The sequence below is a fragment of the Candidatus Moraniibacteriota bacterium genome (assembly GCA_016699425.1).
GTDB lineage: Bacteria > Patescibacteriota > Minisyncoccia > Moranbacterales > UBA1568 > SSEF01.
The window spans coordinates 442,083-468,538 of record CP064975.1; the positions used below are offsets into that span (position 1 = coordinate 442,083).

At 54.8% G+C, this 26,456-nt stretch carries 27 protein-coding genes; 15 read left to right on the top strand and 12 right to left on the bottom strand.

Annotated elements, in window-relative coordinates:
* Position 1: 1 nt before the first annotated feature.
* From IPJ68_02165 to IPJ68_02175, 3 genes are all read right to left on the bottom strand, one after another.
* The gene (locus IPJ68_02165; GenBank protein QQR79056.1) at positions 2–955 is read right to left on the bottom strand and encodes a glycosyltransferase family 2 protein; all 954 of its coding nucleotides are present in this window, start codon (positions 953–955) and stop codon (positions 2–4) included.
* Positions 956–1,089: 134 nt separating this feature from the next.
* Positions 1,090–1,329 (bottom strand): hypothetical protein, encoded by a 240-nt coding sequence (locus IPJ68_02170; protein ID QQR79057.1) that lies wholly within the window; start codon positions 1,327–1,329, stop codon positions 1,090–1,092.
* Positions 1,330–1,334: 5 nt separating this feature from the next.
* Positions 1,335–2,618 carry a nucleotide sugar dehydrogenase gene (locus IPJ68_02175; GenBank protein ID QQR79058.1) on the bottom strand — a complete coding sequence of 428 codons (1,284 nt, stop codon included), beginning with the start codon at positions 2,616–2,618 and terminating at the stop codon, positions 1,335–1,337.
* 585 nt (positions 2,619–3,203) lie between these two features.
* Between IPJ68_02175 and IPJ68_02180 the strand changes: the two genes are divergently transcribed.
* From IPJ68_02180 to IPJ68_02220, 9 genes are all read left to right on the top strand, one after another.
* Positions 3,204–3,809: a bifunctional (p)ppGpp synthetase/guanosine-3',5'-bis(diphosphate) 3'-pyrophosphohydrolase gene (locus tag IPJ68_02180; protein QQR79059.1), complete on the top strand. Its 606-nt coding sequence runs from the start codon at positions 3,204–3,206 to the stop codon at positions 3,807–3,809.
* The gene (locus IPJ68_02185) at positions 3,806–4,951 is read left to right on the top strand and encodes a glycosyltransferase family 4 protein (GenBank protein ID QQR79060.1); all 1,146 of its coding nucleotides are present in this window, start codon (positions 3,806–3,808) and stop codon (positions 4,949–4,951) included. The genes IPJ68_02180 and IPJ68_02185 overlap by 4 nt, the downstream gene beginning before the upstream one ends.
* A 4-nt stretch (positions 4,952–4,955) precedes the next feature.
* Entirely contained in the window at positions 4,956–6,545 is a 1,590-nt protein-coding gene (locus tag IPJ68_02190) for an O-antigen ligase family protein (protein QQR79061.1), read from the top strand.
* Complete coding sequence (locus IPJ68_02195) at positions 6,542–7,711, top strand: glycosyltransferase family 4 protein (protein QQR79062.1); 1,170 nt, start codon at positions 6,542–6,544, stop codon at positions 7,709–7,711. The genes IPJ68_02190 and IPJ68_02195 overlap by 4 nt, the downstream gene beginning before the upstream one ends.
* A gap of 9 nt (positions 7,712–7,720) precedes the next feature.
* On the top strand, positions 7,721–8,905 hold the full coding sequence (locus IPJ68_02200; GenBank protein QQR79063.1) for an LCP family protein: 1,185 nt from the start codon (positions 7,721–7,723) through the stop codon (positions 8,903–8,905).
* Between the two features lie 81 nt (positions 8,906–8,986).
* Complete coding sequence (locus IPJ68_02205) at positions 8,987–9,808, top strand: glycosyltransferase family 2 protein (protein ID QQR79064.1); 822 nt, start codon at positions 8,987–8,989, stop codon at positions 9,806–9,808.
* Between the two features lie 5 nt (positions 9,809–9,813).
* Complete coding sequence (locus tag IPJ68_02210) at positions 9,814–11,094, top strand: S41 family peptidase (protein ID QQR79065.1); 1,281 nt, start codon at positions 9,814–9,816, stop codon at positions 11,092–11,094.
* A gap of 9 nt (positions 11,095–11,103) precedes the next feature.
* Positions 11,104–11,430 carry a hypothetical protein gene (locus IPJ68_02215; GenBank protein QQR79066.1) on the top strand — a complete coding sequence of 109 codons (327 nt, stop codon included), beginning with the start codon at positions 11,104–11,106 and terminating at the stop codon, positions 11,428–11,430.
* Between the two features lie 104 nt (positions 11,431–11,534).
* The gene (locus tag IPJ68_02220) at positions 11,535–11,816 is read left to right on the top strand and encodes a co-chaperone GroES (GenBank protein ID QQR79067.1); all 282 of its coding nucleotides are present in this window, start codon (positions 11,535–11,537) and stop codon (positions 11,814–11,816) included.
* 87 nt (positions 11,817–11,903) lie between these two features.
* Here IPJ68_02220 and IPJ68_02225 read toward each other — a convergent pair whose 3' ends face one another.
* From IPJ68_02225 to IPJ68_02240, 4 genes are read right to left on the bottom strand one after another with little or no spacing between them, the layout of a single operon-like run.
* The gene (locus IPJ68_02225) at positions 11,904–12,743 is read right to left on the bottom strand and encodes a hypothetical protein (GenBank protein QQR79068.1); all 840 of its coding nucleotides are present in this window, start codon (positions 12,741–12,743) and stop codon (positions 11,904–11,906) included.
* Positions 12,740–13,741 carry a methionyl-tRNA formyltransferase gene (locus IPJ68_02230; GenBank protein ID QQR79069.1) on the bottom strand — a complete coding sequence of 334 codons (1,002 nt, stop codon included), beginning with the start codon at positions 13,739–13,741 and terminating at the stop codon, positions 12,740–12,742. Before IPJ68_02230 ends, IPJ68_02225 begins: the two co-directional genes overlap by 4 nt.
* Positions 13,725–14,204 (bottom strand): peptide deformylase, encoded by a 480-nt coding sequence (def, locus tag IPJ68_02235; protein ID QQR79070.1) that lies wholly within the window; start codon positions 14,202–14,204, stop codon positions 13,725–13,727. The genes IPJ68_02230 and def overlap by 17 nt, the downstream gene beginning before the upstream one ends.
* Before the next feature lie 8 nt (positions 14,205–14,212).
* Positions 14,213–16,165 (bottom strand): hypothetical protein, encoded by a 1,953-nt coding sequence (locus IPJ68_02240; GenBank protein ID QQR79071.1) that lies wholly within the window; start codon positions 16,163–16,165, stop codon positions 14,213–14,215.
* A gap of 168 nt (positions 16,166–16,333) precedes the next feature.
* Here IPJ68_02240 and thpR point away from each other — a divergent pair, with 168 nt between their 5' ends.
* Positions 16,334–16,888, top strand: coding sequence for an RNA 2',3'-cyclic phosphodiesterase (gene thpR / locus IPJ68_02245; GenBank protein QQR79072.1), 555 nt, complete (start codon positions 16,334–16,336; stop codon positions 16,886–16,888).
* Between the two features lie 54 nt (positions 16,889–16,942).
* Complete coding sequence (locus IPJ68_02250) at positions 16,943–17,641, top strand: WecB/TagA/CpsF family glycosyltransferase (protein ID QQR79073.1); 699 nt, start codon at positions 16,943–16,945, stop codon at positions 17,639–17,641.
* A 73-nt stretch (positions 17,642–17,714) separates the two neighbouring features.
* Here the strand turns inward: IPJ68_02250 and IPJ68_02255 are convergent, their stop codons facing one another.
* Positions 17,715–18,359: a hypothetical protein gene (locus tag IPJ68_02255; GenBank protein QQR79074.1), complete on the bottom strand. Its 645-nt coding sequence runs from the start codon at positions 18,357–18,359 to the stop codon at positions 17,715–17,717.
* Between the two features lie 89 nt (positions 18,360–18,448).
* Between IPJ68_02255 and IPJ68_02260 the strand changes: the two genes are divergently transcribed.
* Genes IPJ68_02260 through IPJ68_02270 form a run of 3 tightly spaced genes read left to right on the top strand, consistent with a single transcriptional unit; the run spans position 18,449 to position 21,800 of the window.
* Entirely contained in the window at positions 18,449–20,020 is a 1,572-nt protein-coding gene (locus tag IPJ68_02260; GenBank protein ID QQR79075.1) for a glutamate--tRNA ligase, read from the top strand.
* Between the two features lie 32 nt (positions 20,021–20,052).
* A complete protein-coding gene (locus IPJ68_02265; protein QQR79076.1) occupies positions 20,053–21,351 on the top strand; it encodes a peptidoglycan DD-metalloendopeptidase family protein in 1,299 nt (432 codons plus the stop codon).
* A gap of 5 nt (positions 21,352–21,356) precedes the next feature.
* Positions 21,357–21,800, top strand: a complete 444-nt coding sequence (locus IPJ68_02270; GenBank protein ID QQR79077.1) for an NUDIX hydrolase — start codon at positions 21,357–21,359, stop codon at positions 21,798–21,800.
* A gap of 419 nt (positions 21,801–22,219) precedes the next feature.
* Here the strand turns inward: IPJ68_02270 and IPJ68_02275 are convergent, their stop codons facing one another.
* Positions 22,220–23,002: a GGDEF domain-containing protein gene (locus tag IPJ68_02275; protein QQR79078.1), complete on the bottom strand. Its 783-nt coding sequence runs from the start codon at positions 23,000–23,002 to the stop codon at positions 22,220–22,222.
* Positions 23,003–23,121: 119 nt separating this feature from the next.
* On the opposite strand from IPJ68_02275, the gene IPJ68_02280 reads away from it, so the two are divergent.
* Complete coding sequence (locus tag IPJ68_02280; protein QQR79079.1) at positions 23,122–24,279, top strand: PD-(D/E)XK nuclease family protein; 1,158 nt, start codon at positions 23,122–23,124, stop codon at positions 24,277–24,279.
* 72 nt (positions 24,280–24,351) lie between these two features.
* Here IPJ68_02280 and IPJ68_02285 read toward each other — a convergent pair whose 3' ends face one another.
* Genes IPJ68_02285 through IPJ68_02295 form a run of 3 tightly spaced genes read right to left on the bottom strand, consistent with a single transcriptional unit; the run spans position 24,352 to position 26,360 of the window.
* Positions 24,352–24,663 (bottom strand): hypothetical protein, encoded by a 312-nt coding sequence (locus IPJ68_02285; GenBank protein QQR79080.1) that lies wholly within the window; start codon positions 24,661–24,663, stop codon positions 24,352–24,354.
* A gap of 52 nt (positions 24,664–24,715) precedes the next feature.
* A complete protein-coding gene (locus IPJ68_02290; GenBank protein QQR79081.1) occupies positions 24,716–25,897 on the bottom strand; it encodes an HD domain-containing protein in 1,182 nt (393 codons plus the stop codon).
* A 52-nt stretch (positions 25,898–25,949) separates the two neighbouring features.
* A complete protein-coding gene (locus IPJ68_02295; GenBank protein QQR79082.1) occupies positions 25,950–26,360 on the bottom strand; it encodes a hemerythrin family protein in 411 nt (136 codons plus the stop codon).
* Positions 26,361–26,456 lie beyond the last annotated feature (96 nt).

A 26,456-nucleotide genomic window follows, 5' to 3' on the forward strand; every position in this document is an offset into this window, starting at 1 on the left:
GCTATTTCCCGTAGCGTTCCTTCTTTAGCTGGTACATCAGGTCTTCGGTGAGGCGGCGGCTCGTTTTGATCATGTCGGCGATGAAGGCGAAGACGAGGAGCTGCATGCCGATGAGGAAGGTGACGCTCGTGAAGAGGAGGTAATTGAGGTAGGGCGTCACTTTGAAGCCGTGCGAGAAGTACTGGAACAAGAAGACAGCGAACGAGAGAAGCGCCAGAGCAATCAGTACCAGCCCGGGGATGCCGAAGAACTTCATCGGTCGGACATCGCGGACCGCTTTGACGATGATGCGGGCGCTATTGTTGACGAAGCTGTAGACACTTTTGACGATCTTGGATTTCCGGTCAGCGAAATAGGTGACCTGAACCGGGACCCAGAGGACACGCAGGTTCTTGCCGATCGCATCGATGATGGTCTCTTGGGTATAGGTGAAGCCGGTCGGGTTATTCAGCCGGAGGAGCGTCTCGCGGCTGTGGGCCCGGAAGCCACAGGTGAGGTCGGTCGTTTTGACGTTGAGGAAAGAACCGACAAGGCTGGCGCCGAGGCGGTTCAGAGTGTCTTTAATCCACGGAATATTCTTGGCACTCGACTCTGAGAAGCGATCACCTACGACCATATCCGCTCGATTGTTCAAAATCGGATCAATCAGTTTCTGAATTTCCTTCGCATCGAATTGCCCATCGGCGTCGATGTTCACCATGATGTCCGCACCTTCCTTGAGGGCGTTTTCACTGGCCGTGGCGAACATGACTCCCAGCCGGCGATTGATACCATGGCGGAGAACAAAGTCAGCACCCGCTTCCTTGGCGACATCCGCCGTCCGATCCGACGATCCGTCATCCACGACCTGGACAAAGGCCTCGTCGATGCCGGTATAACTCCTCGGCATATTGCGGATCGTGTTCCCGATGACGGACTCCTCGTTGTAAGCGGGGATGTTGATGATGAGACGCATACCCGGTCAGTAGAACTTCGACAGTGTATTTCATTTCTACACCTTCGAAGTTGTATTAAATATTTAGAGACCTCCGGAATCCTGCTAGAGCTAGTTTATACATCAGTGGTCGAAGTTTCACTGCCGGACATAGTTTATTTTTTATGGATGAGGAGCTCCAGGTCGAAGCATTGCCACTGGCACTTTTCCTTCGCACCCTCCAGACCAGTCTTCACGAGATCGTTCTGGCACTGGCGGAGCACTTTCTCGCACACGGCTTTGCGGTCAGAGAAATATTCCCAGTTCACGCTATAGCCCATGAAGGTGAGCACGAAATACACCACGACGGCCATACCCGCGAGCCAGATCAACAATCGCACGAGGCCGAAGATCATAGTGGTTAGGCGCGGCCGATGCCGTGATAGCGGATCCCGTGACGGGCGAATTCGGCCTTGCTGAAGGCGTTCTTCCCATCGATGAACACCTTCACCCCGTGCTGTTTCAGGAGTTCCGGCGTGATGCCTTCACGGAACTCACGGTGGTCAGTTGCGAGGATCACGGCGGTTGATTTCTTCAGGAATCCAGCGAGCGTCTTTTCCGTTGAATGAGCCGGGACATGCGGGTCATGGGTGATGACATTCGCTTTGTGGCGCTTCAGTGCCGAAATGATTTTCAGCGCCGGGGATTCGCGGAGGTCATCGATGTTGGCTTTGTACGCGACCCCGAGGACGCCGACCGTCGTGCCATTCACTGCTAGCTTTTCATCGTTCAGCGCGTCTTGGAGTAGCTCGACGGCATACGCGGGCATGCTGTTGTTGATCTCGCGAGCGATTTTCAGAAAGCGGTGATCGAAGCCAGACTGCTTGGCGCGTTCGATCAGGTAATAGGGGTCGACGGGGATGCAGTGGCCACCGACTCCACAGGAAGGGTAATGCGCCAGGAAAGCGAAGGGCTTGGTCGCCGCTCCATCAATGACGTCTTTCGTATCGATACCGAGGACGTCAAAGGACTTGGCCAGCTCATTGACGAAAGCAATATTGATATCGCGGAAGGAGTTCTCGACGATCTTCACTGCCTCGGCTTCTCGGATGGACTTCATCGGTCGGATTTCTCCGTCGACGATGGATTGATAGAAGTCGAGCGCCTTGGCGAGACCGGCTGCATCAAAGGAGCCGACGACCCGCGGGATATTGGTCACATTCCACTTCGCATCACCAGGATTAATCCGCTCCGGACAGTGAGCGATGAAGACGTCCTTGCTGACTTTTTTGCCCTGCTTTTCGAAGATGGGTCGGACGATTTCTTCGGAAACACCCGGGTTGACGGTGGATTCCAGGACAACCAGCGCGCCTTTCTTGGCCTGGCGGGCGACAAGCTCGGAGGCACTGATAACGGGTGTGAGGTCGGGATAATACGATTCATCGACGGGAGTGGGGACGCAGATGAGGAAGATATCAGCCTTTTTGAGCTCTTTCTCGTCCGAGGTGGGGCGGAATTTGAAGTGGCCGATGTTTTCTTTCAGGAAGGGGTCTTCGATCGGAGAGACTCCTTTTCGGAGAAGCGCGATCTTTTCCTTACTCGTATCGAAGCCGATCACATCATAGCCACGCTCGCTCGCACGCAGAGCCAAAGGGAGTCCGACATAGCCGAGACCGATGACTGCGACTGTTTCCTTCTTCGCCATAGACAGAGAATAAGAGTGAAAGTTAACAATGCCCGTATTCTACGGAAAAATGGCTTGTTTGACAAGTTGTACTGGCTTCATCCGTCCTCTGGACAAGAGTGGCAAAAGATGCTATAGCGGCCAGTCCGATGAATCCTCATCGGCATGACAACGGAGGGTTTGAGATGGCGAAAGATCTTGGTTTCGTTAAGCTGCGTCAGGGGAAGGAAAACCTGGTTCTGGAAATCCACCCCATTAGTTCCATGCAAGTCGTATGTCACCGGTTTCTGCAAGACACGCCCCACTTGATGCAAGTGGAAGTCGGGTCGCAAGTCTTTCCCGTCCCAATTGAAACCGTCAGGCGTCACTTGACGCTGGGGCAGATGGTGAGTGGGTACTTCGTTACCTACTGCGGGTCTTTGACTGATCCAGTCTGTGTCTCAGCTGATTTCTTTCCGACGCCTGAGCCGTCAGTGGACTAGTGGTCCAAGGCTCTCGTAAATTCGCCCTCGTTGCATCGCAGCGGGGGCAATTCTTTTTTGTCCTACATTGGCTTTCCCTTGGGGGGAAGGGTAAGATAGCGGTAGAGCTATCAAGGGTTTATGTATGTTTCTCACTGATCCAATCTTTCGGGCGATCGAGCGGGCCACCGCGCTTCATCATGGTCAGATACGCCGCGTGACGGGTGTGCCGTATATCGTCCATCCGTATGCGGTTGGTTTTCTCTTGGCGCATTTCACGGACGACGAGTCGGTCATCATCGCCGCACTCCTGCACGATGTGCTCGAAGACGTGCCGGGCTATACGCGGACGATGCTTGAAGCTGAGTTTGGCTCCGAAGTTGCACGACTCGTCTCTGAGGTGACCGAGGACAATGCACTCTATGCCGAGCATCCCGAACTTCCCCACGGTGATCGCGTCGGATTGAAGAAAGCTGATTATCTGCGACGACTTGCGGATGATTCCGAGGGCGCACTCTTGATCGCGGCGGCGGACAAGATTTGTAATGCACGCTCCTTCCTCGCTGAGTACCCGAAACTTGGTATACATTTTTGGGCCAAGTATCACGGGACGCCCGAACGCTATCTCCTCTTTTCACGCGCGGTGAACGCAATTATCCAGGAGAAGCTCGCGCATCCGTTGGCCGAAGAGCTCGATCGAGTGACAAAGCTAGCCGAGACCCTTATCCGGGAAACCGAAGAAACAGTATGAAAATCGGCATCAATGCCAATTATTTCCAGAAGCCCTCAACGGGGATCGGTGTTGTCACGCGCGAATTCATGCGGGCGCTGGCGGATAGGCCCGAAGGACGCTCGCATGAGTGGATATGGTATTACGAGGGTGAGGTGCCGGCCGGGCAGTGGCCAGGCAATTGGCGTTTTGAAAAGGTATCGACCTGGTGGACGCGCGATGATATCCCACATCGGTACTTGTGGGAGCGCTTTTCATTGCCGCGCGCGGTTCGACGTGACCAGTGCGACACTGTTTTCAGTTTGTATCAGTCTGTGACGCGTTTGCCACAGTCGGTCCACCACGTGATGCTCGTGCATGACCTCATCCCGAAACGTTTTCCAGCGTATCTCGGCAATTGGCGGCAGCGACTTTATTACCATGCCATCGAACGATCCATCTGTTCAGCCGATCGAATTGTGACGCCTTCGAAGGCGACGAAACATGATGTGGAACAATATCTCTCCGTCCCACGCAAAAAGGTCGCCGTCGCATCACTCGGGATCGCGACCGCGTTCCAGACACCGCTCGCGCCAGCAGATCGGGATGCGGTACTCAAGCGATACGGGCTGCAGCCAGGGTATCTGTATCACGGCGGCGGACTCGAGCTCCGGAAGAATACGGAAGTCTTGTTGCGGGCGTATGCTGCTCTCATGTCGATGCTCGATCGTGAGTCACTCCCGCTGCTCGTCGTGAGCGGCACGGTCTATGCAGAGACGAATCCTCTGGCGACGCCGGTCCACTCGCTCATCGCCGAACTGGGTCTCGGCGACCGGGTCCGATTGTTGGGTCAAGTACCGGAGACTGATTTGCCCGCGCTGTACCAGGGGGCGCTAGTGTTTATTTATCCGTCGCGCTTCGAGGGCTTCGGATTGCCAGTGCTCGAAGCCTTTGCCTCGGGGACACCAGTTATCACCACCGCAGCTGGATCATTGGGCGAACTAGCCGAGGGTACGGCTGAGATCGTTGCTGTCGATGATGTCGACGGGTTGGCCAGAGCGATGCAGCTGGTCGCGACGGATGAGACAGTCCGGGCAGGTCTCTCAGCACGGGGCCGAGAGCGCGCCCAAGAGTATGCGTGGTCACGGTTTGCCGATGCGACTGTGGCGGCTTTGCTACAATAATCATATGGATACCTTGTTTCGATGTTTTCGTATGTGGTCAGCCGATCCACGGACGGTTTTCGGTATAGTCGGATTGCTCATCGGCGGACTGGGGGTCATGCTCATGCTTGTCGGTGCCTTCCCGCTCGGCGTCATCAATCTTGTTTTTTTTACCTTGCTGCTTTTCCTCATTGCTCTGTATCGGCCGAACTGGGGATTTTTGGGACTGGTTGCGGTGCTCCCATTTGAGACTGTGAATCTGCTGCCCGCGTCTGTGAGTGTCGCGTTGCGGCCGTATCAGTGGATCTTTCTCATCGTTGCCCTCGCTCTAGCGGTACGAGTCGGATCGAGGCGGACGCCCTGGTCGCTCTTCCGTTTGACCTCACTCGATGTCCTGCTGGCGCTCATCCCGCTCGGAGCCGGGGTTTCCGGACTCATGGCGGGTGGAGCGGGGGTACACAATGCGGTGATCCTCGCTTCTTTCTTTGCGCTGTATCTCCTGGGTCGGGTATTTCTCCGGACGCCGGGGGACATCGGTGTCGCCGCGACTGTACTGGCCGCTTCGGGGCTTGTCTCACTTAGTTTCGGCATCGCGCAAAACATCGCCTTCGAACACGGCCAAAACCTCGCCGCGGTCATGCCCGGTCGGCCAAATGGAACTTTTGCCGAACCAGATTGGCTGGGCTTATTTGCCGTGATTATCTTACTCCTGCTCCTCGCTCAGCTCACACCTGCTTCCAGAGACCGTTCGGATACGCTCGTCGATCAACTGCCGAGCATCGTTTTGCTTGCTTTGCCGCTCACCCTCGTGATCGTGACCCTTATCCTCACAGTAAGTCGGAGCGCTTGGCTCGCGGCCTGTGTCGCCATCATCAGCTGGGCGAGCGCTCTCCTCATAGCGAAGGGGAAAGCAGCCATCTCTCTCGTTCTTCAGAGCGCACGGGTGCTCGTCATCGTCTTTGGGCTGGCGCTCCTCATCGTGGTGGATATTCCGTTGACCCGCTTCGACCTCTTGAATCGGGCGGGGAGTACGGCGACGGGCCTTCAGGAAATCACGGTCGCGTGTCCTATTCCGACCACACTTCCGACTGAAATTGCCAGTGTAGACGACCTGCGTTCCTTCGGTTGCCGCCACATCGATCTCGAGGAACGAGCCACGCTCGCAGCTCTCGGACAATCCATCCAGACGATCTACCGGCCAGACCCAAATGTCGTCATCCGGAGCAGTATTTATCAGCGCTCGTGGGAGGAGATCCGCTCTCAGCCGGTGTTCGGCATCGGCTGGGGGAATATCGGCACGGTGCTCGGTCGCGACGAGCATGGTGCGGCTTACAATGCGAGCAATCTCTGGTTTGAAGTCTGGCTCGGGGCGGGGATCATCGGACTCTTGGGTCTGGCTGGGGCGATCGGACTGGTGGCGGTTCGGGGAGTGCGTCTGCTCGCTCGTGACGTGCGCCCAGAACCAGGACGCATACATCTTCCCATCACGCTGTCACTCCTCGCTGCGTTCCTCGTGTTTAATTTCTTCAATGCAGGGCTGCTTATTGGTTTTGTCTGGATCGGCTTCGCTTGTTTGCCAGTGTTGTTGAGTGACACAGTAGCCGAACGGGTATGAACGGACGACTCCTCGCGGTCGGGATCGATATCCGGCTCATCGGCAAGCAACGGACAGGAGACGAGGTCGTTTTCTTCCAGTTAGTTCGCGAGCTCGTTCGACGCCAGGATTCCGATATTCGCTACGAGCTCTTCACCGATGAACAGAGCGCCGATCGTTTGGCCGCGCTTCGGTCCCGGCTCGAGGCGCTCGGTCGAGGGGATATCGAGATCATCTCGCTTTCGGCGAGGAATCGATTTGTGTGGAATGGTTGGGTGCTGCCGTGGCGACTCTTTCGACACCCGATCGATGTCTTCCATACGCAGTACATCCTCCCGCTCGTTCTACCGCGCCGATTGAAGGTCGTCACACATATCCACGACGTTTCTTTTCGGGCACATCCAGAGTGGATTGGAGCTGTCGATCGGCTGTTCCTGTCCCTCCTCATCCCGCGGACGCTCGCTCGTTCGGATCGATTGATCGCCCCGTCCGTCTTTACCCGTGATGAAATCTGTGCGCGCTTCGGTTTTCCACCCGAACGAGTCGTCGTCATCGCAAATGCTGCCGCCGATGAATGGTATCAGTCGATCCCGGTAGCAGCTATTGAAGCTGTCCTGGCGAAATACGGCCTGGCGCGCGGCCGATACTTCATCTCATCCGGGACGCTGCAGCCGAGGAAGAATATCCCATTTCTCATTGCGGCTTTCACCCGAGCCGTTCGCGAGCATGGACTTGGTCACAGGCTCGTCCTGACAGGTAACCCTGCTGGGCACAATGTCGATACCCAAGTTCGAGCGGTTGGTGACGACCGCATCATCTACACCGGCTATGTGTCGGATGCCGACTTGCGGGCCCTGGTTGCGGGGGCGGCCGCATATGTCTTCCCATCGCTCTATGAAGGCTTCGGTATCCCGATCGAAGAAGCCCTGGCGCAGGGGACAGCTGTGCTCGCCTCAGACATCCCAGCTTTCCGTGAGATAGGGCGTGAACGGATCCACTATTTCGACCCGCGAGCGCTTGCTCCACTCGCTGACAGTCTGTATACTTTCTCTATTCGGAATGTTTCGGCCACAGAGCGTAGAGACGAGCGCTCTACGTTTGGAACACCGCTCTATTCGTGGACCGAGAGTGCAGCCGCTCTGGTCCGGCTCTACCGATCACTGGCAGATCGGCCGGCTAATTTATAAAGCTTCTCCATGACTTCCCAATCAGCGAACACAGTGAATTCGCCTAACAAGAAGAAACGGATTATTCGAATCGTTTTGTTTTTTGTAGTGCTCGGACTCATTGCGGGCGGCGTTTTTGCTATCAAAGCCGGTTTCGTCTTCAACAAGATTTCATTGGGCAAGGACAGTATCTTCAGGAATCTGGCGAAGTCGCTACCGGGAGCGAAAGACGAGCTCAAAGGCGAAGCGGATGGCCGGGTCAATGTGCTTCTCCTCGGGATGCGGGGCGAAAATGTCCCCGGCGGTGGCCTTTTGGCAGACACCATCATGGTACTCTCGCTCCACCCGAAGGATGCAGAGAAAGAAGGGGGCGATACGGCGCGGGCCTCGCTTGTTTCTATTCCCAGGGATCTGTATGTGAAGGTGCCCGGGCGTGATGAACAACGCAAGATCAATGCGGTCTATGCGCTGGGCGAAGAACGCGGCAAGGGCGGTGGGATCGAAGATATGCGGACGATCGTCGGTGAAGTAACGGGGCAGACTATTCCCTATGCGGTCGTGATCAATTTCCAGGGATTCATCGATCTCGTAAATGCCATCGGTGGCGTGACAGTGACTCTGAATGAGCCCTTCAGCGAGGGAGTGCAATTCCGTGAACCTCATGTGTGCGATGCCAATGTCTATACTGTCCCGACTCGCCCGCCCCAGTATGAGCACAAGTACTACACACGGAGCGAGGGCACTCGGTATATCGCGAAGTCGTATCTCCTCTGTTACAACAAGGATCAGGAGTGTGGGGGTGTCTTCGAATTGCCCGCGGGTCCAAACGAGCTCGATGGCAACAAGGCGCTCTGTTACGCTCGGGCCCGGTATCAGAGCAGTGATTTCCGGCGAGCCGAACGCCAACAACTTGTCATCCAAGCGATCAAGGACAAAGCGCTCTCGGCGGGAACTCTCACTGATTTCGGTAAGATCAATGCACTACTCGACAGTTTGGGTGACAATCTCCTCATCAACATGGAGGCATGGGAGGCGAAGCGGTTCTTCGAACTGTATCAGGCGAATCAAGACGCGACACTGACGCAGCGTGTTCTCGAGGATTCCGAAGAGGGGTTGCTCTATGCACCGCCCGCGACACCGGAATCTGGCTATATATTGCTCCCGCGTGGGGATACCTATGATCGCATCCGGGCTTTGTTTCAGAGCCTGCCTTGAGCGACTGTCTCCATTCACTCCGTATGAGTAAAGGTGACCCGCTCGACACGAGGTTGTAGACAGCTTCTAAACACCGCCCACATGCCCATCGAGGTCTCGATCGCTGTGAATAGTTATCGGAGCCCCGAAATCCTCCGGCTCTGTCTTCAGGCTATCCGCCGTGAGCTCGCGACGACGACATTCACTTCAGAAGTACTCGTGGTCGACAGTGCGACTGAGGAAGATACGGAAATGCTGCTCCGGGAGGAATTTCCTGAGGTGCGTTTCTTTCCCCACGCGGAAAATGTCGGCTTCGGCCGTCTCATCAACACGTCTATCCGCGAATCGGTCGGGCAGTATCTGTTTTTTATCAATGCGGACATCATCCTCCAATCGGATACGATTGGCGTGCTGCTTGCCTATGCGCGGGCTCACCCAGACGTCGGCCTGATCGGGCCGAAGCAACTCAATTTCAATGGTTCGCTCCAGTCGACCTGCCTTCGTTTCTATCGGCCGATGACCATTCTCTATCGCCGCACGTGGTTGAAACATTTCTCGTTCGGTCAGCGACACCTCAACTGGTTTACGATGAGTGACTTCGACCATACGTATGAGCGTGACGTGGATTGGATCATGGGATCAGCACTCTTTGTTCCGCGCAGTGCTGTCGAGGTGGTCGGTCCGATGGACAATAGGTTCTTCATGTATATGGAGGATGTCGACTGGTGCCGACGTTTCTGGGAACGGGGGTATCGGGTTGTCTATGTACCCACGGCTTCTGTCTACCACTATCATGCCAAGGGCAGTGCCAAGGGCGGCTTTTTCCGCTCCCTTCTAGCCAATCGTCTTACCTGGTATCATATCGAGAGTGCCCTGCGTTATTTCTTCAAGTATCGCGGGAAACCGTTACCCGAGCATCTCTAGACCGTATGACTGAACCCGAAACACTTCCGATGTCTGAATCAGCTGCGCGTCCGAATCGAGCGCGTCGCTTCATCGCAGCGGGGGCGCTGATTGGCCTTGTCCTCTTCGCATTCTATGCCGGATATCAGAAAGGCAAGTACGGGTCGGCCATGACGGAAACGCCGATATCTCCGAACCAGGCTGTTTTCCGGAATACTACTGAGGGTGGGGATGCGTCCATTGACTTTTCACTTTTTTGGAAAGTCTGGAATCTTTTGAAGGAGAAGTATGTGGATCGTGATCAACTTGATGCCAAGAAGCTTTTCTATGGCGCCATCGATGGTATGCTTGCGGCGACAGGGGATCCCCATACGACCTTTTTCGATCCGGCGGAAAATAAGGAATTCAAAGAGGGTCTCGACCAATCGTTTGATGGCATCGGGGCGGAGATGCAGATCAAGGATGGAATTTTGACAGTCGTCGCGCCACTCGAAGATTCGCCGGCCCAAAAAGCCGGGATCTTGGCGGGTGACAAGATCCTGAAGATCAATGGTGAGTCGACCGAGAATCTCGGACTGAGTGAGGCCGTCGACAAAATCCGTGGTCCACGCGGCACCGAAGTTCAGCTAACCATCTTCCATCCGGACGAGGACGGTCTCCGGGAAGTGACGGTCCAGCGCGATGTGATAACTGTGAAGAGTGTTCTCTTGGAAATCCGGGAAGGCATCGCTGTCATCAAGGTGACTCAGTTCGGTGTCGAAACAACGGATGAATTCAGGCATACAGTCGAAGAGATCCGTCGTCAGGACGTGCGCGGCATTCTCCTCGATGTCCGGAATAATCCTGGCGGATTCCTCGATGCGGCCGTCGATCTCGCCGGCTATTTCCTGCCCTCTGGGTCAGTCGTCGTCATCGAGGAAGACGCTGACAAAAAGCGCCATGAGCTGAAAACGCGGGGCGACAATCGCTTCGGATCCTTGCCGGTGGTGATCCTGATGAATCAGGGCAGCGCGAGCGCTTCAGAAATCCTGGCCGCAGCTATCCGGGAACACAGAGAAGACTCAGCGCTCGTCGGTGAGACATCCTATGGCAAGGGGTCGGTACAAGAACTCATCCCAGTCTCGAGCACGACGTCGGTAAAAATCACAGTGGCGCATTGGCTGACGCCAGAGGGTCATCAGATCAATGGGGTTGGGATTAAACCCGACGAAGAAGTGAAGCTCACGCGGGATGATTTCGAGGCTGGTCGTGATCCACAGTTCGATCGGGCTTGGGCGGTGCTCATGTCCAAGACATCTCATCAGTAATGTACAAATATGAGCTCATTTGAAACGTTTGAAGGAGGGCAAGAGGACCGTCTGGACAGTGCGTATGAGACAGAGCTGGTCCAATCGTCATTGCTCCAGCGAGCGTGGGCGGAACAGCGGACCAGAGAGAGGCTTGCAGCAGATGAGGATGGAAGCGAAGGGGCCATCATCGAGTGGATCTTGGCCACAGGTGAATGGTTTCGACACAATGTCATGGAATTTAAAAGTGCGCCGGGGGAGCTAAGTCGGAAGGAACATTTCCTCGGGTTGTTTGATGATGACCCCGAAGCGGCGGTTGAGGAACTCGATGAGCTCTTCAACGCGACCCGTCACTGATCCGAATTAGCACTCACTTGACGAGTCTGCTAAGTCTGCCTACAATTGGGACCAGGGTACACCTGTTCGGTAGTTGGATAAATGGCGTAACAATTTTTAACACTATGTCAAAGCTGCAAATTCAGCCCCTTGGGGAAAACGTGCTCGTTCGGATTGGGGCAAAGGAAACAAAGACTGCTTCGGGTCTTTTTCTACCTGAGAGTGCTTCGGGCGAACGCGAACAGCAGGGGACGGTCGCTGCGGTCGGTTCCGATAAGGCGATCGCGGTCAAGAAAGGAGACACCGTCATATTCAAGCGGTATGGAACGAGCGAAGAGCTCAAAGTGGGCGATGTCGACCACCTGCTCCTGAATTACAAGGATATCCTGGCCATCGTCATTTCCTGATGCGATTGAATGGATGAAAAAACAGCCCCGCAGGGCTGTTTTTTCCCCTCTTGTGTCCTCCTTGCTTACCTGGTAACTGAGGCGCGATTACTTCGCTGCCGGCTCGATTGGGAGCCCCTTCTCTTTCCAGGCTGCAAATCCTCCTGAGATGATCCGGATACCGATCGATCCCATATCGAAGAGCCGGGCACCGGACTGAAACGTATCGTTTTCATCTGTGCCATACACGAATAAGGAGCCGATCGGGATGGACTTCCGATCTTTTTCGAGCCGAGCGAAAGGAATGTTGATTGCGCCTGGGATATGGCCTCGCATGTACTCGCTCTCGCTCCGGACATCGACGATGACGCTCTGGACAAGTGTCCGCTGAAGTTCGATGACCTTCTCCGGAGCGATCGTGGTGACCTTGGTCCGATCGACATATGAGTTTGGATCGCTGATCGCGACCACTCCTCCGCCTTTGGCGACCCATTGCCGGATACCACCTTCGAGGAATGCAAATGTCATCTGCTTTGACGTGAAGCGGTTATGGATCTCTCGGAGCTGCTGGCTAGAATTTTCGTCGCCGGTGACGATGACGACGAGTTGGCCCGTCGGTGCGCTGTAGGTGGCGATTTCTGCTAATCCGAGCCATTCGGAATCGATGAGGTGGTACTGCTCGAAAACCTCTCGGGGACGAACGTCGATCAGGTGAATGTCCTCACTGTGTTTAATTCGTTCAAGAATATTTTCTGGACTGATGAAACGGAGTTCTGTGAGGCCTGATGTCTCCGACGTCTTTGTAGAGTTCGTCTGGTGGTTCTTGTACCAGGTCCGGCCGAGCATCACGATCGCTCCGCCGAACATGAGCACGGCCAGGAGTAGCACAACACGGCCTTCGCTCGAGGCTTTTCGGCGCGAACGAAACGTCCTTGGAGGGATGCTCATATGAGAATGGTGCCGATGAAATCAGGATAGCCTTTGACAAAATCAGTGATGCTGACCGGATCTTTGCCTTCGAGTTGGAGCGTCAGAGGAAAGACGACGCCCGCCCCAGTGGTGATACCAATTTGTTCACCAATTTCGAGCACTGTCCCAACCGGATGACTGATCGCGAGCGGAGTTTTCTGAACTGTCAGCGTGTGCAACTTGATCCGAACTGCTCCTTCAGCTTCGCGATTCCAGTGAGTGAACAGGCCAGGCCAGGGGTACAGGCCACGATAGCGATTGAAGATGTTTTCGGCGCTCTCATTCCAGAAAATACGCCCGTCTTCGCGCTCGATGAGCTGACAAAGTGTGGCCCCTTCTTCGGGCTGAGGGGTGGGGGAAATCGTTCGAGTGATCCAGAGCGGCAAGGTCTTGGCGAGCAGGGTGGCGCCGAGGACTGCGAGGCGCATGAGCAGTTCGGGCGCGCGCTCGTCTAGACTGATGGGGGTTCGTTCGATAGCTAGGATATCGCCCGTGTCCATCCCTTCATTGAGCTGGATAAGGGTGATTCCTGTCTCGGTGTCGCCCGCCATGAGCGCATTGGCAACGGGGGAGGCACCTCGCCAACGCGGCAAGAGCGATGCGTGGATATTGATGCAGCCAAAACCAGGCGCCGTGAGCAGGCTTTTAGGGAGTAGTCTGCCGTACGCTGCAACGACAATGACATCAGGTTTCCAAGATTGGATGGTGCTGACAGCCTCCGCATCGAGTTTTTCCGGCTGAAGTATCGGCAGCCCGTGTTTCACGGCGAGCACCTTCACTGGCGATGGAGTGAACTCTTGTTTGCGGCCGACTTTCCGATCGGGCTGCGTGACGACACCGACGACATTGTACGAGTGTTCGATGAGGGTGGCGAGGGCAGTACAGGCGAATTCCGGCGTACCCATGAAGACGACGGAAACTTGCGGTGGTTTGAAACCTTCGAGCGTCGCGGCGGGTGCATTAGAGGGCGTAGACATGTTTGTTTTTCTGATGTTTATATCGGTCTGAGATGAGCACCCCATCGAGATGATCAAGTTCATGCTGGATGCAGATGGCGAGTAGTCCGCGGGCCCGAAGCTTCTTATCGCGTCCGGTTTCATCGAGGGAGCGGACGGTCACCTGTTCGGAGCGTTCAATTGCAAAGAATTCTCCTGGGAGACTGAGGCAGCCTTCTTCGAAAAGGATTTTTTCAGCGCTGGCACTGGTGATTTTTGGATTGATGAGATATCGGAGGACGCCGTCAATTTCAATGACGCAGATCCGGAGGTTTTGGCCGATTTGTGGGGCGGCAAGTCCGATGCCATCAGCCGCCCGCATCGCCTGGACCATCTCGGGAAGGAGGGCTTGAATTTCCGGTGCGAGTGGATCTTTCACCGATGCATTTTCCGCATGGAGAAGCGCGTTATCAGCTCCCGTGATGATTGGGACGGGCGTTTTCATAGAAAGTTTCATCCGAGGAGCGAGAGGGGATTATGAGTGATACGGATATTCGGACCCAGGGCCGTCAAACAAAGCCGCAGCTTTTCAGGGAGCGCGTGCCCGACAGGATACCGGATAAGTACATGGTAGCGGTTTTTCCGGTTAAAAGGCAAATATTTCGGTAAAATATCGATCTCTGGGAGCACGAGCCGATGCAGGAGCGCCTCAGCCTGTTCGGCCGCAACCAGCGAGGTGGAACCTTTCTGGGGATAGCATTCCAGTTGGATGAGATGATAATAGGGCGGGTAGCGAAGCGAGCGGCGTTCTTCGAGCAGACCTTCTGCAGTTGTCTCAAGTGGTTGCTGTACCCAGGTCGTCCAAAAAGCGGATTCTGGCTCAAAGGTCTGGACGGAAAGTGTTCCGTTGGTCCGGAGCTTTGCTCCGAAGCGCCGGAGCTCGCGCCAGAGTCGCTCCTCGGTCTGATAGTCGGGATAAAACAGTCCCTGATCCGGTTCGATCAGCGCGATGAGACCAAGCGGAGGCAGGGGGAGACTATAGGCTGTTTCATAGGTGGCGATAATGATGGGTGGTTGGCTGGGTTCAGTGAGAGCAGCGATGATTTTCTGGAACCCTGACTTGAGTTGCGTGGTATCTCGGTCGATGACGATTATCGCGTTGTCCAGCCCCTCGCGTTGCAGAGCGCGTTCGATCGCTTGGGTGCCAGCACCAAAACTTTTGAAATGCATGTGGCCACAGCTGGCGCAGGCAGGGAAGAGCGCACTCTGGTAGCCACAGGTGAGGCAGCGGAAACGACCGTCCTTCATCTCGCTCAGGATCGTCTGGCATTTCGGGCAGCGTTGCGGCGTATGGCATTTGGCGCACAGCGAGAAGCGCGACACCCCACGTTGCTTCACGAGAATCAGTATGGCGGCAGGCTGGGCATGGGCCCGTCGGATGGCCGCGATCAGGTCCGCCGATAGGACCGGGGACGTGCGGTGACGAGCATAGGACTTGCGGAGATCGATGGTCGTGAGCGCGTGTTTCTGGGAAAACACGAACGGCTTACCGGTGCGCTTGAGCGGGAGGTCTTCGGCAAAATACCTGATACCGGGAGCCACGGAAAGTTTAATACATGGAATAGCCTGTCGCTGGGCGATCCATTCTGCTATCTCGACCGCATCGTAGCGCGGCGCCATCTCCCACTGCGTATAGGACAGTTGCTTCTCGCTATCGATGATGACGATATTTCCGAGCGAGACATACGGAGCGAAGACAGCTTGTCGGGTGCCGACGACAATATCGAGCGTTTGAGACCGGATGGCCTGGAATATCTCGTACTGTTCTTTCGGGGTACGACGGCTTGAGAGGCAGCAGACGCGGGCCTGAGGCAAGGCAGTCTGGAGCTTCTTCGTGTACAGTTCGGCAGAGAGGACTTCCGGGACAAGGAGGCACAGCAGTTTCTGCTTTTTCACGGCCTGACCCCCGAGCGCGATGAGGCGATCCAAGAGGCGCGAATCACTTGGCACAGCTTCCATGAATGACAAGGGGTGAGTCCGTTTCTTTCGACGAATAGCTTTCCGGAGTGGTTGGGTCGTCTGAGACAGAACATCTACCGCTAGCGATTCCGTGGTCGATTGCGCGGTTCGTGGTTTCCGCTGGAGCGGGAAGAAAAGCTTGAGGACGATACCGAGCGGTGCGTAGAGACGTTCGCTCAATTCCCAGGCGAGGGCGATCTGATCCGCAGTCAGCCAGCTAGGGAGGAGCGTCACCCCGACATACTTCATCCACTCGGGTACGGGTCCAGGTAGGCGGGCCGAACCGAGCGTGACACCGATGAGCGTGCGTCGGCCGAATGAGATCGAGACGAGCGAGCCCGGGAGGATCGGCGTCGGAGAAGCGTAGCTAAAACGTGGATCACGCCGGCCATAGAGCGGAGTGAGCGGGACGACTTCGATGCGGTAGACGATCGGGAGTTTCGGCATAGCGGAAGTGCTTTCATTGTAACAGCCTCGCAAGAAATCCGATTATTTTAGAGCTGACGTGTTTGGAACCCTTTATCTGCAAGAGGGAGCCTATCTATCGGCAATCGGATATGGTAGCTTGCCGGAGACCCAGGAATTCTCTATGATGGGTGGACCACAACTCTACCTATGCTCATCACCCGCCGTCTTTTCATCGGTATCCCGCTTAGTCCTCGGCTTCAAAAGAGGCTCGAATCTGAGGTGTCCCGCTTTGAGTCGAGTCCGATTATCCCGACCCGAAAGGGGAATTTCCATGTCACGCTGCTTTTCCTCGGGTTTGTCAACGAGGAAGAGATACCGCGGATTACGGATGCGCTCACGGATGCCGTGGTGGATATCGAACCGTTTGAACTCGACTTTACCGCAATTCAAACCGAACCGAATAACGAACACCCGACGATGGTTTGGCTCACGGGTGAGGCTTCGGCGGAGCTGGTCCGACTGCGCAATACCGTCGCTCGCGCGCTCGACTATCTGACCCCAGAGTCCAAGACGTTCCGTCCGCATGTGCTCCTCGCCAAAGTCCGGCGCGGGAAATATGAGGCACTGGATACCAAACCTGAGTTCGCCAAGCTCCTCCATCTCAGTGAATCAGTCGATGTCGTTACACTCTTTGAATCGACGCTCGAGAACGGCAAACGAGCCTATCTCCCACTGGCCGATTTTCCGCTGGGCGGGGAATAACGTGATTCCTCAGTATTGATTGATCCCTCCTTCTATATTCGACTCTTAGTAACTATGAATATCTTCGGTATCGGTATCGATAATCTCACACACGCCGCGGTCCTGACGCAGATTGATCATTGGCTGGCCGGGGGCGATGCCTTTCACCGGATCGCGACGGTCAATCCTGAGTTCCTCCTGCTCGCCGAACGGAATGCGGCTTTCCGCGGTGCGCTCCTCTCGGCTGATTTACGTCTCGCGGATGGGAGCGGCCTCCACCTCCCGTTTTTCTTGGCGGGTGAATCCCTCATCGAACGCATACCGGGTGCGGATCTCTTGCCCGAGATACTCCAGCGTGCGAATGAACGCTTTCTTTCGGTCGGCCTCATCCTCGCTCCCGATGGACTGACGTCCTTTGAAGACATCAAAAAAGAGCTGCGTGAACACCATCCCAATCTTGCTATTTTCAAATTCGCGCCCGAATATTTTTCACCACAAAAACCTATCCCCTATAACCTCGTTTTTTGCAATTATGGTGCGCCGCTCCAGGAAATTGTCCTCGCTGGGCTGCGTCAAAATGCGGGCGCAATTCGACTGGCCATGGGTGTCGGCGGGGCAATTGATTTCCTCACGGGGCGGATTCCGCGGGCGCCGAAAGCCATCCGTACACTTGGCCTCGAATGGTCCTGGCGCCTCTGGCAGCAACCCAAGCGCTTCCGTCGCATCTGGAACGCAGTAGTCGTGTTTCCGGTGAAAGTTCTCTCACAGAAGTAACGTATAAAAAGAAGACCGCCGAGAGCTCGTGAAAGTCTCGACGGGTAAGTGATCCATTCGGATCGCGAATGTTTTAGCGGAGGGTGACTCGCGTAAATCCCAGTTTTTCCAATTCCTTGAACTTGGTATACATGTCAGCGATTTGTGCTGGTACGTTCTTGGCTTTGGACATCACCGTTCCGTCCAATGTCGCAAGGCTCAGGTCCGTAACGCCGCCGAAGGCCGTCATGGAGTTGTACGATGCTTCGAGCGCTACGCCGTGACCCCACGTATCGCCTGTCGATCGACAGACCATGTCGATAGAGATGCGGAATCCTGACTGCCCGGTGGCTCGGACAATTACGCTGGACTGTGCGCTGTGGTCAGCTGTTCTAGCAAGCCGTTCCCTCATGTCTTCCGGCACCTCGTCCCAGTTATACGGGTAGTTGATGGCGCCAGCTTGTACGAATGCATCAAGGATGTCTTGCGCTGTTTGAACGATCCGAGCTTTCTGGTTAACATCCTGGTTGCAGTTCTCTGACATCGACGTGCAAATGTACGTCACCAGTGAGGGTGTTGACGGGCCGCATTTTACGAGGAGGTTGGCAAACAGTTCTGCTTGCGCGATTGACTTGGCTACGTGGCGGAAATATCTCATGTAACTCTCCTGATGATGTGGCTGAATGGGCCGGTTAAAGTACGAATCGATACCAACGGTACCGAAGCGATATATTAGCATATCTTGACTCTAAAGTCAATTGCTAAATATGGCTTAGATAAAGGGCGTGCCTCTATACCAATGCATCGGTGTAGTGGTATAATCAAGCCATGTCAGACTCCGAGAAAAAGCCGGGTCCGGTTGTTCGAGTACGCTATGCACCCTCGCCGACAGGCCTGCAGCATATCGGCGGCCTCCGGACGGCGCTCTACAACTATCTCTATGCCCGGCAGCTCGGCGGGCAGTTTATCTTGCGTATCGAGGATACCGACCAGAAGCGTTTTGTCGAAGGGGCGCTCGAAAACACAATTCAGTTCCTGCGTGACTTCGGACTCCACTATGACGAGGGGCCGATTCTTATCGCCGACAAAGATCCTGACAATGACTCTGTGGGGATGCTGTCGAGTCGCTATCCGGGTGTGTATGAGCTCGGGCCTCATGCGCCCTATATTCAGTCCGAGCGCCTAGATCGGTATCAACAGGCGGCCGATGGACTGGTGAAACAAGGGTTCGCGTACCACTGCTTCTGTAGCGAAGAGCGCCTCGCTGCACTTCGAACGAGGCAAGAGGGTGCGAAGCTCGCGCCGCGCTATGATCGCGAGTGCCTGAAGCTCCCGGCGGCCGAAGTGAAAGAGCGCCGCGCGCAGGGCGAGGCGAGTGTCATCCGTTTCAAGATTCCAGAGAGTGGGAAGTTTACCGTGACGGATATCTTGCGTGGAACGATTGATGCGGACACAGCCGAGCTCGATGATTTCGTCATCTTGAAGTCCGATGGCTACCCGACGTATCACTTGGCCAATATCATCGATGATCATCAGATGGCGATCACGCATGTCTTGCGCGCGGTGGAGTGGCTGCCGAGCTTGCCTAAGCATATCCTCCTGTACCAAGCACTCGGTTGGGAGGCGCCCAAGTTTGCGCACCTCTCCGCCATCCTCGGTCAGGACGGGAAGAAAAAACTTTCCAAGCGCGATGGTGATGTGTCGGTGGATTCATTCGTCGCCGGTGGTTACTTACGTGAAGCCCTTATCAACTTCGTCGCGCTCCTCGGTTGGAACCCAGGGAAGGGGAGTACCCAAGAAATCTTCACGCTCGATGAACTCGTGCAGACATTTTCACTCGAGCACTTGAATAAAGCGGGCGCGGCCTTCGATCGGGCGAAACTTGACTGGATGAATCATGAATACATCGTCCGGAAATCGGACCACGAATTGCTCGCGCTCATCCGTGCGGGCGGCTTTCTAGAGAAAAAAGACTGGTATGTCAAAGCACTTCCGGACTACAAGACGGATGAACACCTCTTGAAAGTCATCACGCTCGAAAAGGACCGGCTCAAAACACTCGCTCAATTCGGCGATGACAATCCTTTCCTCTTTGGTGATGTGCTCGAGTATCCGGCGGCTCTGCTCCCTTGGAAAGAAAATACGATTGATATGACTCGGGCTTCACTGCAACAAGCCCGATCAATGCTCGCATCCATGGCGGAAATAGAATGGAGTCGCGAGACGCTCACGACACGCCTCTTGGCTGAGGCTGGGGAGAAGCGTGGGGATTTCCTCTGGCCGCTCCGAGTCGCACTGTCAGGCCGAGACCGATCGCCCTCGCCGATGGATATTGCTTGGGTGCTCGGCAGGGAACGTTCCCTGTCACGCCTCGATGTCGCTCTAGGGAAACTGCCGTAACACGCCTCCTCGCAGACCAAAAGAAAAACACCATGTCTCGCAAAAAAACACTCCAGACATCCCTTCTCAGCAGCAGTCTTTGGGCTTCTTTCTGTTTGCTTCTTGTCGGGACAGTGACACTCAGTGAGCGTGTGCGGGCCGAGGATACATTGGATACGCTCACCGCCGAGCAACAGGACGCGCTCGATGACCGACAGGATGAGCTCGATGATATCAAGGCCAGGATTAAGGCTTACAAAGAAATTGTCGGCTTGAAGCAGCGACAGGGAGCCGTGCTCGGTGATCAGATCGAAGGACTCGAGGCGCAGGCAAAGATGCTCGAGTTGCAGATCGGCCAGAATCAGCAGGCCTTGGCGGAAATCCAATCCGATGTTCAGATCCTCGCCGAACGGATCAGTCAGAAAGAGGGCTTCATCGTGAAGCAGCGAGACATCCTCTCGGAAATCATGCGGGGCTACTACGCGGATCAGTCGACGCTCATCCCGAGTGAGTTCATCGTGAATGCGTCGCGCGTCGCCAATCCGCTTCAGGAAAGCGAATGGAAATCGGAAACGGGCGCCAAGGTGAGCGAGGTGCTCTCATCACTCAAGTCATTGCGTGAGGGTCTGAAGAGCGAACATGCGGCGCTCCTCGACAAAGAGAAGGCGGCTGATACACTTCGGCTTCAACTCGAAGAGCAGGATGCCAGGCTCGACTCGACTAAAGAAAGTAAAGCCAAGCTCTTGGCCAAGACTCAGTCGGAGGCACAGAAGTACGATGCCCTCGTCGATGACCTAGAAAAACAACGCGAGGAAATCGAAAATGAAATCGAATCCATCGAATCGGGAAAAATTGATGCGCTCGACACGAAGGATATACCTGCCTTCAGCAAGGGACTCCTGAGTTATCCGCTAAAAAACGCGATTCAGACCCAAGGGTATGGCAAGACCAGTTTCGCTAAGAAATCAAACTTCTATAAGTCAGGATTCCACAACGGTATCGACTTTGGAACCGCCACTGGTACGAGTGTGCTCGCTGCAGCTGACGGCAAAGTCATCGCTATCGGCAACAACGGGCGCTATGCCTATGGCCGCTACATCGCTGTCGATCACGGCAATGGTCTGGTGACGATGTACGGGCACCTGAGCTCCGTCACGCGGAAGCTTGGCGACAAGGTGAAGCGGGGAGACACGATCGCGAAGTCTGGCAATACCGGTAACTCGACTGGACCACATGTCCATTTCACCGTCTTTTCGGCCAAATCATTTGATATCGTACCATCAAAGATCGTGAGTAGTTTGAAAGACATTCCAGTCGGTGCGACCGTCAATCCCAAAGTCTATCTCCCGTAAGAGCTATGACTACTACGATCAGCGGTGATGATCCCTCGTTGCCACATGCAGTCGCCGGTTTTTTCTTTTGCCCTGGGACGGGGAGAGTGCTCCTCCATCAGCGTGATGGTCAGACCACGATCAACCCGCACAAGTGGGCCTTCTTCACGGGTCTCGTAGAATCGGACGAGTCCCCGCTGGCTGCTTTTGTGAGAGAGATCAGCGAAGAGATCGGCTATGTGCTCTCGAGCAACCTGGTTGAGGCGCTCGATACGTATCTGAATGAAGAGCGGCAGACAATGCGCCATGTGTATTGTTGTCGCGTCAAAGAAGAATTCTTACCAGAGCATGTGAACGAAGGGGCGGGTGTTGGTTGGTATTTGCTCTCAGATGCGTTCCATCTCGACATGACCGATCTAACTCGGCGCGATCTAGAGAAATTCGCTGCGCGTCTTGATCGAGTGGTCTAAAAATAAAAAACTGCGCTGGCTCCCCTGCGGATTTTTTCGGAAAAAGAGGGGAGTGAGGGGTGCATGGATGTACCCAGAATTTCGATGAAATATTGCCAGATAGGGTTGGGCGAATACCATCGGTTACTGTTCAAAGAAAACAGGCATGCTATTTTCCACTCGTGTGCAGCACATAGATAGAGGGGAGAGGTAGAAGTACGGTCACGATCATCCAGAAGCAAAACGAAAAGAATAACGGATAGAAGATGGTGAGATGAAGGGAGATACTTTACATACCGAGCCCGACCCGCGATCCTGAGCTCTCTCTAACATGTCTCATAAGTTACATAAGACGACGTGTAAAGTAAAAAGAGCGACCGTCCACTAGTGATACATGTGGACGGTCAATATGCATTCTTATTTCCGAAGGATCAGGGATGTCACTCCACGGTGATGCTATCCGGTGCGGTAGCGATGCAACTGCCGGGACCGACTGCTTGCTTGGCCTCGTACATCGCCTCATCAGCCGCTCGCCTGAGTAGACCAATCAATCCCCATGCTCCCCGCTCAGTTCGGAATTTCCCATGAGCGATCCCTATGGAACAGGTGGCGTGGTGACCGGCCATTTTCAGTTCCTCATCGGCCGCCAGAGCCTTCACCAGATCCTGAGCTCGTTTCAAGATGGCATCTTGTGTTGCCCCGATGGCATAGACGACAAACTCGTCGCCGCCCCATCGGATGACGATGTCATCCGCACGCAACTCCCTCCCGAGATGCTTCGCGATAGCTACGAGCACTCGATCTCCGGCATCATGGCCATAGACGTCATTGATTTGCTTGAATTTGTCAATATCGACGACAATGACGGAGACATCGGCCCACAGAAGAGTCGCTGGGTCACAATTGTGCTCGTGCCGCCTGTAGGATGCCAAGGCTCGCTCGAACTCATATTCACCGCCACGCCGATTGAACAGTCCGGTGAGTGGCTCAAGCATCGCCACTCGTTCGAGTGCGATGTAGGTTTGCTTCCAACCCTTAATCTCCTCCTCCAGTTTGCTCACTTTTCGAGCAAGAACCCGATTGTCGTAGTCGCGACGATCAAGTTCGACTTGCGACGACGCTTTCTCGATCACCTGCGGACCTGGCCCAGGAGAGAAATCGTCCCTCCCAAGCAAGGCGTAAAATAGCTGACTGGCGATACTTTCTCTACGAAACGTTGCCATGCTGCTCTCCTTCGGTGGTTGAAAATTGTCAAAGAAACCCTATACTAACATATTAGCATAGCCTAGTCAATAGGCGTTTCCTAGAAGGACTCTTTTCGTCGGTGCGCTATAATACCCTTATGAGACTCTCGTATTCTAGCCTGGATACATACCAGAGCTGCGCCCTGAAGTACAAATACCGCGAAATCGACAAACTCCCTGAGGAAAAATCCAAGGAAGCCGTGTTTGGTACACTCATCCACGCGACGATGAAATTCATCCATGAGCCGGCGCTCATCCCGCCGACCGTCGAACAGGCGATCGACCACTTCGGTAAGCATTGGAAGGGGGATTTGTTTGAAGATGAGCTGGAGGAACGCGCGGCCTTCGTCCAAGGAGTCGAGATGATCCAGCGGTACTACGAAGCGAATAGCATTTCCGAGGCGAATCCCCTGGCCCTGGAGAGCCGCTTCTCGATCGAGATCGGCACTGAAGCCACGGGCAAACATATCATCGCGGGCGTGATCGATCGTATCGATCGAACCAGCAATGGCTACGAGATCATCGATTACAAAACGACGAAGAAAATGCCGAGCCAGGACAAAATCGACAATGACCTGCAGCTCTCCATCTACCTGCGCGCATTCCTCGACCGCTACCCCAAGGAATGGGAACGGCTCGACCAGATCACGGTCAGTCTCTATTTCCTCAAGCATGGCGTGAAGCTATCCTCCACGCGGACGCGGGAACAGCTCGAGGCCCTTGATCAGACCTTCCTCGAAGTCATCCGATCGATCGAGGCAGGACACTTCGCCCCGACGCTCTCCCCGCTTTGTGACTGGTGCAGCTTCCAACCGATCTGTCCCCTGTGGAAACACAAATTCAAAGTGCTCCCCAAAGACCCAATTGAGAAAAGCGCGGCCGAACGAACGATCGAGGAGTTTCTCGTACTTCGGTCACAGATGACAAGTGATAAGAAGCGGCTGGCCGAGCTCCAGGAAGAAATCATGAAGTACATGGAACAGGAACAGGTCGAACGACTTTTCGGTTCGACTGGCATTATCGGGAAATCAGTGCGGACTTCGTACACGTATGATGAGGCGAAACTCCGTGCCCTCCTCTCCCCTATCGGTGAATGGGAAAATGTCGTGAAGGTTGACGGCGTCGCACTGAAGACGGTGCTCGCGGCATTGCCCGAAGCGGTTCGGAAAGAGGCCGAGAGCTATCGTGAAAAAAAAGAAAGTCTCTCTCTGTCGGTCAAAGCGGCTCGAGGCGAAACTGCTGAGGATGAAATATAGGGTTTAGAAAATGAAGAGAGGAAGACAGCTCGTGGCGGCCTTCCTCAGTATTGCGGAGTGAGGGACGATGCATCACTTCTTCTTGCCTCCCCTCACAGGGGCTACTGTTGGTGCTGCAGTCATTTCAGTCTCGCCGGAAACGTATTTCCCTGCAGCCGTGTAGACGCCGCCCCCGACTCCAGCCGCCTTTCCGATGAAGGAGTCTGGATCTTTTTGGCTATAGTTGGTGAGTCCACCGCCCACGGCTTGGGCGAGGCCCCCAACTTGCGCGCAGCCACTAATGGTGATGACCGCTACCACCACCGTCACTCCCCTCAAAAAAGTAATGCTCTTCACTTTGTGCTCCTTTTCTCTAAAAATCCGGACCAAGCGCCGGTACTTCAAGTTATAGGATATCTCCCTTATTTCGTCAAGGGATGCTGATTCATGACAATGCTTAGGCGGCCATTTTGAGCGGCTCAAAGTTCGCTCTCCAATCAGGCCAACCTAAATGCCGATTCCGGCTCATATCGAGGAAAGCAGCCAGTGAGGTGTATATCGCACGGTCGCCAGTGTCCAGCCGAGCTGTCTCTAGCTCCAGCATTTCATCCGCGATCCAGAGGTAGGCGATATAGTCCTGAATCAACCCTTGTTTGGCATGCAGAGCGAGGACTTGCAGGGCTTTGAGTGGCGTTCCTCTCTCTTTGTAATGGCGCTTGCTCAGCATCGCATTCTCAACATCGGCGAGATGGATGATGTCGGCCAGATCAATTGAAACCCGCATCGTCCCGACGGTAATCCGGTACTTCTTATCCTGGCTCGAGTGCTGGTGATGGGCTCCGGCGATCTCGCCCTCGACACCGTAGCCGAGTGTAGTGAGGATCTTTTCGGAGTACGCGTCATGGGTCCGCATGATTTTGAGTAGGCTGTCTTCGGGCGAACAGCCGCAGTGAGCGAGCTGCTCGATTATTTCAGTGTCGAGTGGCTGGTCGAGGAGGAGCCAGACAGGCGTGATCTCTTGAGGGCGGAGATGCAGGGTCGTATAGAGATACTGCAACAAAGTCCGAGAATCCTGGATAGCGTCCGGTAATGCGAACTGTTCGCCAAACTTTTCCTTGAGGCGTGGAAGCAACACATCATCTCGGTGTTCGAACAAGATCTCGGCGCAGCGTGCATCTGGTACGTGATTCCCGAGGACAGCATGTGGTACCTCGATCTTGCCGATATCATGCAGGAGGCAGGCGCGATAAAATTGACGAAGATCAACACTCTCTTGCCGGAAGGTATCAGCGAGCACCACACCATTCCAGAGCACCTTCTCGACTTTTTCCCGAGCTATCTCATAGGTGCTGATGCAATGCTGCGCCGTCTCGGGATCGAAGAGCTCGAGCACAGCGAGCAGTTCCCAGCAATCCTCCCCGAAGTCATCTCGCATATCATGCATCTCCTTCTCGAAGCGTTGCTTGACCCGGTCGACAGCCTCACTGAGCAATCCTTGGTTCTTGAGCGTGTCGAGAATCCTGAGTGTGCGAAACTCGTTCAACTGACCGTGCTCTGGGAGCAGTTCGAGATCGCGGGCGATGCCTCGGGCCTTGGTGTACCGGTCTTCGGGTGGTTCCGGGGTCTCCCAGTGATTCATATCGTATATTCAGCGGTCGTATTCTCCCTCTATACTCTTGTGAGCGCTTGCCTCACAGCGTCGCAGCCTCTGCTCCGATCAGTGGGCGTAAAGTCTGATCCATTCCGGTGATATGCTCAACCCACCATGTTTCGAGAAAATCGAGAAGCTCTTCAGCTCGGACATGCGAGTCGCCCGTCTTGAGCAGTAGACCATTGAGGTTTTTCTTGTAGGCCTGATGAATAGCGAGATGCTGTTCCTTTTCCGGATACTCATACCGTGAGAAAAATGTCTCCTCAGTCTGAAAGTGATACTCTCCGTAGTTGACGGCATCCTCGAAGAACTGCGTCAGGTCGATCTCGGAGGTCGACGTCAGTAATTCCTGAAACAGCGCATTGATAATCTCGATCATATGCTGATGCTGCTCGTCGATCACTTGAATGCCGACACTGTACCCGCTATGCCATTGAATGGGGGTTTCCATACGCGCTTCAGACTCATTGGTTTATGTGTAACAAAAAAACCGACGGCTTTCCATAATCCGATTGTAGCACACGGATACTACCCCACCTCAACGGAG